Origin of the sequence: Aliterella atlantica CENA595 (assembly GCF_000952155.1) — a bacterium.
In the GTDB taxonomy this organism is placed as follows: domain Bacteria; phylum Cyanobacteriota; class Cyanobacteriia; order Cyanobacteriales; family Chroococcidiopsidaceae; genus Aliterella; species Aliterella atlantica.
Genome location: NZ_JYON01000001.1, coordinates 126,652 through 141,801, shown reverse-complemented (window position 1 = coordinate 141,801; position 15,150 = coordinate 126,652). Strand labels below are relative to the sequence as shown.

10 protein-coding genes are annotated in these 15,150 nt (G+C 47.4%); 6 read left to right on the top strand and 4 right to left on the bottom strand.

Annotated features, from left to right (window positions below):
* The first annotated feature begins 15 nt into the window (after positions 1-15).
* Positions 16-5,196 carry an ATP-binding protein gene (locus UH38_RS25795; RefSeq protein WP_082065267.1) on the top strand — a complete coding sequence of 1,727 codons (5,181 nt, stop codon included), beginning with the start codon at positions 16-18 and terminating at the stop codon, positions 5,194-5,196.
* 56 nt (positions 5,197-5,252) lie between these two features.
* On the opposite strand, the gene lnt is transcribed toward UH38_RS25795, so the two are convergent.
* Both lnt and gyrA read right to left on the bottom strand, forming a co-directional pair.
* Entirely contained in the window at positions 5,253-6,803 is a 1,551-nt protein-coding gene (lnt, locus tag UH38_RS00655) for an apolipoprotein N-acyltransferase (protein ID WP_072044860.1), read from the bottom strand.
* Positions 6,784-9,393 (bottom strand): DNA topoisomerase (ATP-hydrolyzing) subunit A, encoded by a 2,610-nt coding sequence (gene gyrA, locus UH38_RS00650; RefSeq protein ID WP_045052673.1) that lies wholly within the window; start codon positions 9,391-9,393, stop codon positions 6,784-6,786. Before gyrA ends, lnt begins: the two co-directional genes overlap by 20 nt.
* Positions 9,394-9,621: 228 nt before the next feature.
* On the opposite strand from gyrA, the gene UH38_RS00645 reads away from it, so the two are divergent.
* From UH38_RS00645 to UH38_RS00630, 5 genes are all read left to right on the top strand, one after another.
* On the top strand, positions 9,622-9,834 hold the full coding sequence (locus tag UH38_RS00645; protein WP_045052672.1) for a hypothetical protein: 213 nt from the start codon (positions 9,622-9,624) through the stop codon (positions 9,832-9,834).
* A 55-nt stretch (positions 9,835-9,889) separates the two neighbouring features.
* Positions 9,890-10,813 carry a histone deacetylase family protein gene (locus tag UH38_RS00640; protein WP_045052671.1) on the top strand — a complete coding sequence of 308 codons (924 nt, stop codon included), beginning with the start codon at positions 9,890-9,892 and terminating at the stop codon, positions 10,811-10,813.
* Positions 10,814-11,025: 212 nt separating this feature from the next.
* A complete protein-coding gene (locus tag UH38_RS26990; protein WP_200892225.1) occupies positions 11,026-11,187 on the top strand; it encodes a hypothetical protein in 162 nt (53 codons plus the stop codon).
* Between the two features lie 281 nt (positions 11,188-11,468).
* Complete coding sequence (locus UH38_RS00635) at positions 11,469-11,843, top strand: hypothetical protein (RefSeq protein ID WP_200892224.1); 375 nt, start codon at positions 11,469-11,471, stop codon at positions 11,841-11,843.
* 153 nt (positions 11,844-11,996) lie between these two features.
* Positions 11,997-13,352: a UDP-N-acetylmuramoyl-tripeptide--D-alanyl-D-alanine ligase gene (locus UH38_RS00630; RefSeq protein ID WP_045052670.1), complete on the top strand. Its 1,356-nt coding sequence runs from the start codon at positions 11,997-11,999 to the stop codon at positions 13,350-13,352.
* Between the two features lie 68 nt (positions 13,353-13,420).
* Here UH38_RS00630 and UH38_RS00625 read toward each other — a convergent pair whose 3' ends face one another.
* Both UH38_RS00625 and UH38_RS00620 read right to left on the bottom strand, forming a co-directional pair.
* Entirely contained in the window at positions 13,421-14,461 is a 1,041-nt protein-coding gene (locus UH38_RS00625) for a glucokinase (protein ID WP_045052669.1), read from the bottom strand.
* A gap of 4 nt (positions 14,462-14,465) precedes the next feature.
* On the bottom strand, positions 14,466-15,143 hold the full coding sequence (locus UH38_RS00620; protein ID WP_045052668.1) for a histidine phosphatase family protein: 678 nt from the start codon (positions 15,141-15,143) through the stop codon (positions 14,466-14,468).
* Between the last annotated feature and the right edge of the window lie 7 nt (positions 15,144-15,150).

The window sequence follows — 15,150 nt, the reverse complement described above, 5'->3', positions numbered from 1 at the left end:
GAAATCGTAAATTCTATGCAACTCAAAAGCAACAGGCAGCATCACACCAGCGACCCATTGCAGGATTTTGAAGCACTCCTGCGGACGATGATTGAAAATCTGCCAGGTGGAGCCGCGTTTGTAGTTGACCTCAATTTGCGCTATCGGCTTGCTGAAGGAGAAGCGCTCTCGGTTGCAGGTTTCAAACCTGAAGATTTGGTGGGGCGAACTATTTTTGAGGTATTTCCGCCCGACTTAGCCACGAGGTATGAGGTGCTGTACCGTAAAGCACTGGCGGGAGAAGTGTTTGAAATTGAACACAACGCCCACGATCGCTTCTACATCTCACGGGGAACGCCGTTACGTTCTGCAAGCGGTGAAGTCTATGCCGTGCTTGCCGTTTCCTACGACATTACCGATCGCAAACTTGCCGAAGCAGCTATCGAGTCAGACCTGAAAGCTACGCGGCTGCTGCACGAACTGAGCGCCAGGCTTGTAACCGAAGGCAACATTCAGGCACTTTATCAAGAGATTATGGCAACAGCGATCGCGCTAACGCGGGCAGATGCCGGAACAGTGCAAATTCTCGATCGAGCGACGCAAGACTTGCTGCTGCTTGCCACTCAGGGCTTTGAGCGAAATGTAATTGAGCATTTCTACCGCGTCAATGCTAGTTCTAATACTCCTTGCGGCATTGCACTAAGAAATGGCGATCGCACCTTTGTTGATTTCGATGTGCCAGAAAGCGAAGACCCCGACGGCTCGATGCGAATACACGTCGAGGCGGGTTATCTCTCTGCCCAGTCCACCCCGCTAGTTACCCGTTCGGGTAAAGCGATCGGTATGGTTTCCACCCATTGGAGCAGACACCATCGACCCACAGAACGCGAACTGCGGTTTCTCGATTTACTCGCCCGCCAAGCCGCTGACTTGATCGAGCAAAGGCAAGCCCAAGCCGCCCTGCGCGAGAATGAAGAGCATTTCCGCGCACTCGTCAACGCCAGTTCGGACATTGTGTATAAAATGAGCGCAGATTGGAGCGTGATGCACCACCTCGAAGGCAAGCAGTTTATTGCCAGCACCACCAATCCGAAGCGCACTTGGCTTGATGAATACATTCCCGCAGATGAACAGCCGCGAGTGTGGGCTGCCATTGAGTCAGCCATCCAAACCAAAAGCAATTTTGAATTAGAACACCGCGTTTTTCGAGAAGACGGCACGATCGGCTGGACGTTCTCGCGTGCCATTCCGTTGCTGAATCAGCAGGGTGACATTATTGAATGGTTCGGAGCAGCCAGTAATATCACCGATCGCAAGCAAGCAGAAGCCGCATTGCGTGATTCAGAAGAAAAATACCGCACTTTGTTTAATTCGATTGATGAATGCTTTTGCATTTTTGAATTAATCGAGGACGACGAGGGCAACGCGGTTGATTGGATTTATCTAGAAGCGAATTCGGCGTTCGAGCAGCAGACCGGCTTCATCAATCCAATCGGTAAGCGCATCAGCGAGTTTCAGCCCGACCTCGAACGCCTCTGGTTCGAGCGGTTCGCGTGCGTCGCCCGAACAGGTCAGTCGGTGCGCTTCGTACAATACACCGAAGCGATGGGCATTTGGTATGACGTTTACGCGCTGCGCGTCGGCGTGGCGGGCGACAACCGCGTGTCGCTTCTGTTCACTGACATCACCGAGCGCAAACGCCGCGAAGCAAATCTCGCTTTCCTCGCCGATTTGATGAACGATTTTGCGCCGCTTGCCACTGCCGAAGAAATCATGGAAATGGCGGGCAAACGCATCGCCAAACATCTCGATCTGTCTCGCTACTTGTTTGTTGAGATTAACCCGGAGGCGGGCGAATGCATATATCTGCTACCCAGCCGTCCCGCCGGTCAGCTTGAAATCGGCGGGAGCTACAGACTCGCCGATTATCACACCGAAGAGGAAAACAGCCTGCTCTGTGCCGGGCATTCGATGGTCATGAACGACGTGCGCGACGGAACGCGATCGCCCGAACAGATGGCAGCGTTTGAGGCGTTCGACATCGCTTCGATCGTCAACACGCCCTACTTAAGCAATGGACGCTGGGTTTTCGATCTGGGTGTCGCGCGCAGCAAGCCTTCGGTTTGGCGCGAGGACGAAATCGAGCTTTTGCGGGAAATCTCCGCGCGCGTTTGGCTCGGAATCGAACGCGCCCGTGCCGAAGAAGATTTGCGCGAATCGGAAGAGAAATACCGATTGCTGTTCACCTCGATCGATGAAGGCTACGCGCTCTGCGAACTGATCTATGACGAGAACGAAAAACCCGTTGACTTGCGGTATCTGCAAGTTAATCCGGCGTTTGAGCAATTGACTGGCTTAGAAAATGTGGTGGGCAAAACGGCAGTCGAACTCAATCTCAACTTTGAATCCTTATGGCTGGAAACGATCGCCCAAGTGGTTCAGACAGGCGTTGCTACCCGCCTTGAAGATTACGTCGAAGGCTTAAACCGATGGTTGGACGTTTACCTTTCGCGGGTCGATGGCGAGGACAGTCGCCAAATTGCCATTGTGTTTAACGACATCACCGATCGCAAACAAGCAGAAGACCAATTGCGCCGCGCTGCTGAAATGGATGCGTTTCGGGTCAAGTTGTCGGATGCGCCGCGATCGCTCTCCGACCCAGTGCAAATTCAGGCGGAAGCTAGTCGGCTGCTGGGCGAATATTTAGGCATTGACCGCGCCTACTATGTTGAGGTCAACGTAGCAGAGAATCAAGCCCGCGTTAATCAGAATTATTTGCGCGGCGATTCGCCAACGCTTGTGGGCATTCATCGGTTTACAGACTTCGGCTGGATTGTACCTCATCTCCAAAGGGGCGAAACCGTAATTGTTGAGGATACGCAGAGCGCGGATATTGTTCCCGATGGCGACAAGGCAGCAATGGCAGCGATTAGAATTGGCTCGCATATTTCCCTGCCGCTGATTAAAGCGGGCGCATTGGTGGGTGCACTCTGCGTCACTGAATCTGTACCGCGCCAGTGGTCAGCGGCGGAAGTTGAACTATTGAGCGAAACTGCCGAACGCATCTGGGCAACCATCGAACGCGCCCGTGCCGAAGAAGATTTGCGCCAATCGGAGATTCAACGGATTCAAGAACAATCCGCCCGTGAAGAAGAACGCCAACGTGCCGAAACACTGGCAGAACTCGATCGCGCTAAAACCCTCTTCTTCAGCAATGTCAGTCACGAGTTTCGCACCCCGCTAACGCTGTTAATCGCGCCCCTGCAAGATGCCTTGAGCGATCGCACTCATCCTCTGCCCCCCGCTCAACAAGAACGACTAGAACTGGCGTATCGAAACACGAATAGACTCCTGAAATTGGTCAATACCTTGCTCGACTTCTCCCGCATCGAAGCCGGACGCATGGAAGCCGTTTACGAACCGACCGATTTGGCAATGTTTACAACCCAATTGGCGAGTGTATTTCGTTCCGCCATTGAGCGGGCAGGACTGCGCCTCATCGTCGATTGCCCACCATTACCCGAACCCGTTTATATCGATCGCCAAATGTGGGAAAAAATCGTCCTCAATCTGCTCTCCAACGCTTTTAAGTTCACCCAAGAAGGCGAAATTACGGTCAGATTGCACCCCACTGATGGCAATCGAGCCATTTTGCAGATTCAAGACACGGGTGAGGGAATTGCACCCAAACACCTCCCCCGCCTATTTGAGCGGTTCTATCAAGTGCGAGGAACAAAAGGGAGAACCTATGAAGGAGCGGGAATCGGTCTCGCCCTGGTAGATGAACTGGTGCGCCTACACGGTGGCACTATTGAGGTGAGCAGCACGCTAGGAGAGGGAACTTGCTTTACGATCGCCCTGCCATTTGGGACAGACCATCTACCGAGCGATCGCCTTCATCTTGAAGGCGATCGTATCGGACCAACTCGTACTCTAGCATCAACCGCGATGGGTGCAGTCTCTTACGTTGAGGACGTAGATCGGTGGCTACCAACAAGGGAGCAGCACCGAGAGCTCGCAGTCGAGGAACAATCTACCCTAACTACTGACTTTTTACTCCCAACTTCTACTTCGGCTCGTGTCCTCTTGGTTGATGACAATGCCGATATGCGCGAGTATCTGACGCGCATCCTAAGTAAGCACGTCCAAGTTAAAGCTGTTGCAGATGGAGCAGCAGCACTGGCAGCGATTAGAGAGCAAGTCCCCGATCTCGTCTTGAGTGATGTAATGATGCCAGGATTAGACGGCTTTGAGTTGCTTGCTGCATTACGGGCTGACCCACGTACCAGAGAAGTTCCCATCATTTTGCTCTCGGCGCGTGCTGGAGAAGAAGCAATTGTCGAAGGATTGGAAGCAGGCGCAGACGACTACCTAATCAAACCCTTCTCGGCGCAAGAACTGATATCTCGCGTCAATGCCCATCTTCAGATGGCACAACTGCGATCGCAAGCGCTGCATCAGGCAAAAACTACCATCCGCAGAAAGGATGAACTGCTATCGACAGTTTCCCACGAACTCAACACCCCCCTAGTCTCGATTTTGGGTTGGACGCGCTTGCTGCGAAATAGTCCACCTAGTTCATCTTTGTTGACCAAAGCGTTGGACACCATCGAGCGCAACGCGACGCTGCAAGCCAAACTGGTGCAAGACTTGCTCGATGTTTCTCGGCTCGACATAGGCAAGCTCCGGTTGCAGCTTCAACCTGTCGAGCTAGCAGCCGTAATCGAAACGGCGATCGCAACGGTCTATCATCTCGCTGAAGCCAAAGAAATCGAGCTAGTGGGGTGGGGCATCACCGCTCCAGTCAAAACGGCTGAGATGGTAATGGGCGATCGCGATCGCCTCCAGCAAGTTATCTGCAATCTCCTGTCAAATGCGATTAAATTCACCCCAGAAGGAGGGCGGGTAGATGTTGAGTTGTCATTTAAGAAAGAAGCGATCGCCCATGACAATTATGCCGAAATTCGTGTCATCGATACGGGCATTGGGATTGCCGCCGATTTTCTACCCCATGTCTTCGATCGCTTCCGTCAAGCCAGAGATGCTGATGCAAAGCATGGATTAGGGTTGGGGTTAGCGATCGCCCACCACTTAGTCGAACTCCACAACGGCACAATTCATGCCGAAAGTGCGGGGGAAGGGCAGGGCGCAACCTTTATCGTCCGCTTACCGCTGCTTGCGTCAATGCCCTGTAATACAATCACCCATAATTCCTAACCTTCAATCGCACCGCGCTCAAAAACACGGGCTTTCTGTTGGATACGCCGTCGTTGTTATCCAAATTCAGTAAAAACTTTACTTGCTAAACCTAATCCCAACAATAAAGGCATCAACCAATCTCCAGAGCGCACGTACAAAGTTTTAGTATCTCGGCGATAAATAGTGGCGGCGTGCAATTGGTAAGTATTGAGTTTAGAAATCCATTCTATTCTGCCGTGAGGATCGATAACTCCAGAATAACCAGTATTAGTCGCGCGGACTGCCCAGCGATCGCTCTCAATTGCCCGCATCACATCTTGAGCGTGGTGTTGAGCGGGCATAGAAGGGCTGTAGTGGGCGTTATTGGCAGCGCTGAGGATAAATTGACCTCCGGCTGCTGTTTGGCGGCGAAAATGCTCAGGAAACGCCGATTCGTAGCAAATAGCCGCTATTGCCCGCCCAAATGGCGTATCAAATATTTGGTTAGATGCACCTGCAACTTGATGAGCATCTAGAGGCGAAAGGCGATCGACAAGGCTTCCCAAAAATTGCTCGAAGGGAATATACTCGCCTAAAGGTACTAACTTGTATTTGTTGTAGCGGCTGAAAATTTCCCCAGTACCAGTTAAAGTAAATAAGCTATTGGTAATGCTGCGCCCTTGTTGTCCAAATGCTCCTACCCAAGCTGTTACACCTTTTTCCTTTACTGCGGCATAAAAAGAAGTTCGTTCCACATCATTCCAGCGAAAAGGCAAAGCACCTTCAGGAGTTAAAACTGCATCAACTCCCCCGTCGGCTAAAGTTTGGTAGCCTGATGTGTATCCTGCGATCGCCCGACTTATTCCATCGGAATATAGTTTAATTTCGTTAGGAACGTTGCCTTGAATTATGCCTACTTTTAAGGCTGTTTGCGGCGATTCATTTAGAGGTTGGTTAGATAATTGCCAGCCAATTAGGTGCAAACTTGCTAATAATGCAACTGCCAAACTTAAATAGGTATTTTTGTGTTGGCGGTTAAGCCAAGCTTCAGCAAGTAGGGCGTTAACTGCAACTATAGCCGCTGTAATTGTAGTAGTTCCTGATAGTTGACCTAAATGTAAAATTGCTATGTTATGAGGACTTTGAGTATAAGCAATAGTCGTCCACCATAATGCCCCTTTACTCCACAAGCTTTCTAACCCACACCATAAAGCTGTGCCAATTAACACGCGAGTTAGAGCGTTTGCATTGCGAATCAGCCAAGCTGTAATAACTGCCCAAACTACAACTAAAGCTGCTCCCCATAGTGTAATAAATGTCCAACAGAAAGCAGCGATCGCCAAACTAGCCAGCCAAGGTACGCCCATCCACGTCATCGGATGAACGCCTGTAATCCACCATAGCGCTATGCCATGATAGCCGATTCCCCAAAGGAGGGCAGGGAGGATCGGGGGGGCTAGGGGGGATCGAACCAATACCCATAGGGGTGCTAGGGATACCCAGGCTAAGAACCATGCGCCGAATGGTGCTACTGTTAACCCCATGCAAATACCGCTTAAAAGCGCTACAAGGGGTAATAAATAAGAGGCAAGATACTTGTTTTCTTGCCTCTTTTCTGGCTTTTGCTTATTCTGCCTCAACTTCATCATCGCCGACACTGGGAGGAACCAAAGCTACAGCAGCGATCGCATCGTCGTCATCTAAACGCTGCACTCTTACCCCTGTTGCTGTTCTTGACTGCGGCGGAATTGCTTTGACAACTTGACGAATAATAATGCCGCGACTGGTTACGAGCATTAATTCATCTTCTTCGTTGACAATGTGCAATGCTGCTAGTTGATCTTGAGACTTGCGGTTTTTGAATTTAGTAGCAATCTTACCTTTAGTCGCTCGGTTGTATAGTTTGAACTGCGCTACAGGTACTCTCTTGCCATAACCGCCTGTAGTGACGATTAATACCCAAGGTCCCGTACTAGCACCAGCTACTACTTCGAGTTCTTCAATTTCTACCTCATCGTTACCAGCAACCACTTCGAGTTCTTCAGTTTCTATCTCTTCAACTTCTGTTGCTTCGTCTACAGGTAAAGTTGCCAAAATTGCGCTAGGCAAGATATCCATGCCAATTAGCTCATCGCCAGCTTTGAGTTTCATTGCTCTTACGCCGCGTGTTGCTCTCCCCAACGGGCGCAACTGATCGCGATCGCATCTAAAATGAATTGCCATACCCGAACGCGAACCGATAATAATACTATCCTCGTTTCTCGCCCGTCTTACCCACCGCAGTTGATCGCCTTCTTCTAGGGAAATCGCAATCAATCCATTAGCGCGAATATTGCTAAATGCTGCTAACTCAGTTTTCTTGATAAAGCCGCCACGAGTCAACATTACTAGATACTCGTCGCTGCTAAACTCGCTTACAGGGACAATGGAAGTAATTTTTTCATCCCTGGGAATTGGTAGCATCTGTACGATAGGTGCGCCTCGGCTAGTACGCGATGCGGCAGGAATTTGATACGCTTTGAGGCAGTAAACTACACCGCGATCGCTGAAAAATAGTACGCTATCGTGGTCGCAGCAAGTCAAGAAATGCTCTATGCCGTCATCTTCTTTCATCCTAGCTGCTGCTTTACCGCGCGTTGCCCGACTTTGCGCTTCAAAGGTACTTACAGGCATCCGTTTGATATAACCTTGTTCTGTAAGCAAAATCAAGGCTTTTTCGTTAGCAATTAAGTCAATATCGCCAATTTCGCCTAAATCTGGCTCAATTACTGTGCGTCTGGGTGTAGCATGGACAGTTTTAATCTGTTGAACTTCAGTTTCAACGATTTCTAGTATGCGATCGCGTCTTGCCAAGATATCTTGCAGGTCGTTAATCTGCACTTGTAATTCGTCGTGTTCTTGACGAATCTTTTCAGCTTCCAATGCAGTCAAGCGACGCAATTGCATCTGTAAAATTGCATCTGCTTGTTGTTCGGATAGGGAGTAAGAACCAATTAATTCAGATTTGGCTGTAGGCGTATCGGCGGCTTGACGAATGGTAACAATAATTGCATCTAGATTTGCTAGCGCAATTAGCAAGCCTTGCAACAGGTGATCTCTTTCTTCCGCTTTACGCAGTTCGTAGCGGGTGCGCCGCGTAATTGCTTCAATCCGAAAATCTAAAAATACGTTGAGAAACTGCTTGAGTGTCAATAACTGGGGATCGTTATTTACCAGTGCCAACATATTCGCACCGAAGTTTGCCTGCAAAGGTGTCTGCTTGTACAGGTTGTTTAATACTACGCGGGGATACGCATCTCGTTTGAGTTCGATGACGATCCGCATCCCGTCGCGATCGCTTTCATCGCGAATATCAGCAATTCCCTCTAAGCGCTTCTCGTTCACCATTTCCGCGATTTTCTCGATCAGCGCTGCCTTATTGGTCTGATAAGGTAATTCTGTAATCACGATCGCCTCTCGATCTGGACGACCTCGGTGTTCGATAGTTTCAATCGCCGCTACACCGCGCATACAAATCGAACCGCGACCTGTGGTATAAGCTTCCTTAATCGCTGCTGTGCCTAAAATTTGCCCCCCAGTCGGAAAATCAGGACCAGGGATATATTGCATTAACTGGATATCGCTAATTTCAGGGTTATGAATTAGCGCCACTAACCCATCAATTAGTTCGCCCAAATTGTGGGGAGGAATATTTGTTGCCATCCCCACAGCAATTCCCGATGAACCATTTAGCAACAACTGCGGAACTCGCGCAGGTAGAACTACTGGTTCTTGCTGCGAACCGTCAAAGTTATCGGTAAAATCTACTGTTTCTGCTTCGATATCGCGTAATAGCGCGTCACCCGTCAATGCTTGCAAGCGACACTCTGTATAACGCATCGCGGCTGGGGGATCGTTATCAATTGAGCCGAAATTTCCATGCCCGTTGATGAGAGGCGATCGCATGGAAAAATCTTGCGCCATCCGCACTAGCGCGTCGTACACGGCTGTATCTCCGTGTGGGTGATATTTGCCCAATACTTCCCCGACTACACGGGCGCACTTACGAAACGGACGATCTGCGGTAAGTCCCAGTTCGTGCATTGCGTACAAAATGCGGCGATGCACGGGTTTTAGACCATCCCTAGCATCTGGTAGCGCCCGACCGACAATCACGCTCATCGCGTATTCTAGGTAAGACCGAGACATTTCATTACGCAGATCGGTCGGGATAATCCTCTCCTCTGAGGTCGTCATAGCCTAAAATACTCCAAAAATCTGAGATTTCCGCAAACAACTTAAATAAAGCGCCAGGTTGTGCTAACTAGCTGCTAAATATGTATCAATTTCTGCTACAATTTTAGCACATTTTGCGGTCCATAAGGATGCAGGCACTTCTAGGAATCTAAGCCTGAAGATAGTGTATGGTTGAGGGCAAGGAAATTTAAGCTCAAAGTACAAGTGCAATTATTTTGAGCAAAGATTATGAACAGCGAAACACCCCGCAGCCAAGCAGAACAAGAGCAGGAAGAAGATACAGAAATAGATCCAGCAGTTTTAGATCGCATCAAGCATCCACCAGCTATAGATAGTGTCATGAACGAACTTAGTCCAGAAGAGTTGATGAGCAATCCAGCTGTAGTTCCACAAACATACAACGAACCAGGCGACCTAAGAGACGATATGAAGCGAGATTAATAAGGCTTTAATACAATGGCAGAAAGCATTTATTCATCTGCCGCACAAATAATCTATGCTACCTGTCATCTACTCTGACGAGTTTCTCAATCACAAAACTGGTAGATATCATCCCGAAGCACCAGAACGCTTAAGCGCGATCGCCAAAGCCCTAAAAGCTTCTGCATTTTCCCCACAATTGGAATGGCGATCGCCTACTCCAGTAGATGAAGATAGAGTAATTGCGTCTATCTACAAAGTTCACACTGCAGCACATATCAATACCGTCGAACATTTAGCCAAACGCGGCGGCGGTTATATCGACCCCGATACGCCTGTTTCGCCTGCTAGTTATGACGTAGGGCTGCTTGCTGTCAGCGCGTGGCTAGATGGTGTAGATGCTGTTTTAGAGACAAATAAGCCTGCCTTTGTCTTAGCGCGTCCCCCTGGACATCATGCAGAGAGCGATCGCGGTATGGGTTTTTGTCTATTTTCTAACGCTGCGATCGCTGCTACTTACGCCCTAAAGCGCCCTGAAATTAACCGCGTAGCTATCTTAGACTGGGACGTACATCACGGTAACGGTACGCAGGAAGTTGTTGAAAACAATCCTCAAATTGCATATTGCTCATTGCATCAATTTCCCTTTTATCCAGGTACAGGTAGCGCATCCGAACAAGGAGGATACAAAAACGTTTTAAATCTACCTATACTTGCAGGCAGCACGATTGAAGTGTATCAGCAATTATTTGAGAAAACAGTAATCCCATTTTTTGCTAACTTTCAACCAGACTTATTAATCGTCAGCGCTGGATATGACGCAAACGCCGCCGATCCCTTAGCAGGGGTGAATCTAAAACCCCAAGATTACAAAATATTGACCCAATATTGTCTAAATTTAACAACCAAGATTGTTTTTGGACTAGAAGGTGGCTACGATTTAGATGCATTATCGCGATCGGTAGTAGCGACAATCGAACAATGTTTAAAGCAAGCATGAAAAATAAAATCCACATCCCGTAGGGGCGCAATACATTGCGCCCCTACACCATCCCCAAACTCTTCACAAAATCTTTTTGCGCCCTCGTACAATCACTGGTGTAATATATTGTTACAAAGCAGAATTTAGTAATTTCTCGGTGGAAAGCAACCGTCCTCCTGTGGAGAAATATAGTAGAACCAAATTCCGCTTAGAGTAGAGAACATTAAGCAATGAATAACTACATTCTTTTAGATACAGCGCTGCGAATCATATCCAACGGCTACCTACTATCAGTAATCGTGCTAATCGCCGCCTCTTACTTGGGCATTATGGCAATCGAAGTCATCGAACAAGGCGATACTTCTACCTCTAAAACCAAGTGGTTTAGCTAAAAATTACTAGCTTTCAAGCGATCGCAGCCGAGTCAAAAGTAAGTATAAATTGACATATACATCCATAGCGTTTATTGCTAGTATTTCTCAAATACGCTGCTATTTAAACTATTATTGCGAATAATTAAGTAATTTCTCTTAGTTACCGCATAGGTAAATTAAAAATTCCGCATCTTCCCAGAGGTAGATTTAGTACATTCTTTAGATATACTAAGCAGAACTGCAAACGGCGATCGCGCCAATCGCAGGGCATCACCCTTTTAGACAAGGAAAGTGAACTTATGCCCAATATGAACTGCTTACAGTTTGAACTAGAGATTGAGAGAATGGCGAGGGCAATGATGACTCGCAACCGCCAAATCGGTCAAGACTTATTTGCGTATTTGAAAACTCAGATACCGTTGGAAGTAATTGCGGGTTTAACTATCGTCAGTATCGAACGCATCTTGTGGTTTGACACTGAAGCAGTTTTATGGACGGTAGAATACCTAATTCCAGCCGATGTATTGCAGGAAATTAGAAAACTTACCACTATTACCCTATACAAACAGTTGATTGGCAAAGGGTTTATTCCTGGTAAAGATATCAGTGTCGATGCTGAAGGCAAACTATTATTAAACGAGCGCGCAAGAAGCACTGTAGCTTGCACGCGCTAATCTAGTAACTAATATCAAAATTGAGAAGCCCAAAAGCAACTGTTGGTGTTGTAGAGTAAGCATCATAATGTTTTGACTTTTGACTTTTGCTTGCAAGTAGCAAAATTCCTGGGATAATAACACACGTACTTAGGAATTTTGACACTATCGAGTATGCCTTGTTGTGCCACTGTTAGCCAGTTGGTTGAAGTTTTAACAGCCCAGCCAATAAATCTATCTGCATCTGCTTTAGCATCGTCAACTAGCATCACCACAGATACTCGCAGCATCAAACCAGGAGAGTTATTTGTTGCCTTGCGCGGCGAAAACTTTGACGGACATGACTTCGTGCAAGCAGCAATAGACAAAGGCGCGATCGCAGCTATTGTTGACTTTAAATTTACAAGTAGCGAACTGCCGCTATTACAGGTAGAAGATACTTTACAGGCATATCAAAAAATCGCTCAGTGGTGGCGCAAACAATTTTCCATTCCTGTAATTGGGATTACCGGATCGGTAGGCAAAACAACGACTAAAGAATTAGTTGCTGCTGTACTAGCAACTCAAGGCAAAGTCTTAAAAACTCAAGCTAACTTCAATAACGAAATTGGCGTACCTAAAACATTACTAGAACTAGGTGCAGAACATGACTTTGCCGTAATTGAAATGGCAATGCGGGCTAAAGGAGAAATTGCCCTACTCACTCAAATAGCTAGTCCGACAATTGGGGTAATTGTAAATGTCGGTACTGCACATATTGGGCGCTTAGGTTCAGAACAAGCGATCGCTAACGCCAAATGCGAATTACTAGACCAACTGCCTAATAGTAGTACAGCCATCCTCAACTGCGACAATACACGATTAATGAATACCGCTGCCCAATTTTGGCAAGGGCAAACTATAACTTATGGTTTAACAGGCGGTGACCTGCAAGGAGAATTATTAGATAACGATACGATGCAAGTAAGAGGTGTCAAGCTACCTTTACCCCTACCTGGGAAACACAATGCATCAAATTTTCTTGCCGCTTTAGCCGTCGCAGAAGCATTAAAGATTGATTGGCGGTTATTTGCTGCGAATTTAGTTATTAATATGCCCCAGGGGCGATCGCAGCGTTACGAACTAGCAAATGACATTGTAATTTTAGATGAAACTTACAATGCTGGGCTTGAATCAATGCTTGCTTCCTTGCAACTATTAGCCCAAACTCTAGGTAAACGGAGAATAGCAGTATTAGGGGCGATGAAAGAATTAGGAGATAGATCGCCAGATTTTCATGCCCAAGTAGGCGCTATGGCACAGAAATTAAACTTAGATGCTTTATTTGTTTTAGTTGATGGCGCTGATGCTGAAGCGATGGCAAAAGCGGCTACTCCTTTACAAACAGAGTGTTTTTCCAGCCACGCAAATTTAGTGCAACGCTTGCATGAATTTGTCCAAGCAGGCGATCGCATCCTCTTCAAAGCCTCCCATTCTGTCGGACTAGATCGAGTCGTCAACGCGCTATCTAATTCTGGAGGTTTTCTTTAGAATCCGCGCATCAATCAATTTCGATCCCCATAGATTGGTAGGGTGCGTTTTGAAAACGCACCCTACTTTTACAACTGACTAGCACGCAAAGCAGCGCCCAACAAGCCTACTTGGGGATTGAGAACTATATATACAGGTACGCTTTTTAATAACGAACTAACGCGCCCTTTGTGCGTAAAAGCATGGAGAAAAGAACCATCTTCCAATAAAGGCAAAATCTTTGCAGCAATACCACCAGCCACGTACAATCCGCCATAAGGCAATAATTTCAAAGCTAAATTGCCAGCTTCAGCGCCGTAGGCTTCAACAAACATTTGCATTGCTTGTTCGCAAATGCGATCGCGCTTTTCTAAAGCCGCCCCTGCGATCGCTCCCGCCGGATCTACAGTTCTTTCGCCTCTTCCTGCTTCCTGTTCCCAAGTCCTGACAATTTGCTGAATATCTAAAGCCTCGCTAGCAAATTGCCAATCGCGCAAAAACTGGTAAATAGCAATAATACCTTGACCGGAGACAACCCGTTCTACAGAAACGCTTTGAATATTGTGCTTATCTAACAGGTATTTTAATAACTGAAACTCCAATTCCGAACGCGGCGCAAAATCTGCGTGTCCGCCTTCGGAACCAAACACGCGGTAGCTGTCTCCATTTTGAATTAGAAACCCCTCACCCAAGCCCGTACCAGCACCAATTACCGCAATAGGTGCAAGAGGTTGAATATTACCGCTTTGCAGAGTATACAAGTCAGTAGCATCTAAGCCTAAAATGCCGTGACCAACTGCCTCAAAGTCATTAATTAGCGAGATGCGATCGATACCTAATTCTTGTTCTAAGCGCTTGGCATCAAGGAACCAAGCTAAGTTTGTGAGTTTTACAGTATTGTTAACTACTGGACCTGCGATCGCAAAACAAGCCCTCTGGGGTGGAGACGCATCGCCTAGTTTTTGGGCAGCAGTAGAGAGAAAATGCTGCACCATTGGCACTAAATCGGGAAAATCGCGGCTGCGATAAGTTTCCTCAAACAGCGTCAGCAAAACTGCTTGGTCTGATGCCTCCACAAGCCGCAAGATGGTTTTAGTACCACCTATATCTCCCGCTAATAATAAGTTCATTGTCCTAGTTAAACCGGATAATTTCTTCTACTTCACTAAGGTGGGAAGTATCCCCATTCAATTCCAACACCCAATTTGGATTTTGTCTTACAACCTTAATCAAGCAACACAAAGATGCTTTTACTTCGGTTCTAGCCATTTCGCCCACTAGCCCTAATGTCGCACCGAGTACCGATGCGCCATGACCTACCAATAATATCTCCTCTTTAAACTCAGCCGCCAGTTTTCTTGCTGTTTCTCCCGATCGCCCAAGTGCTGTTGCTTCTGTTTCGGGATACTCAGCTTGGACGCGCGAAGTATAACTAGGATCGATACGCGGAAACAGCGATATTAGTTCGGCGATCGCCATTCTTTCCGGATTTTCACTCATCCATTCAGGATTTAGCCATTCACTCAAGCCAGATTCCAAATTTATCGGCAAATCTAGAACTTCTGCAACTTGGTTAGCTGTTTGAACTGTACGTAAAAACGGCGAAGCAAAAATAGCTGTAATTTTTTCTTGTTTGAGACGTTGTGCTAGCTGTGATGCCTGAACTAAGCCATCATCAGAAAGCGGAGGATCGTAGCGGCGTTCGGCAGTATTAAACCAATCTGGGTTAACAAAGTCAAGGCGATTGGCGTGTCTAGCAATCCAGATAGTTTGGGAATAATTCGTAATTCGCGCATTCGTAATTGAAGACATACGAGCT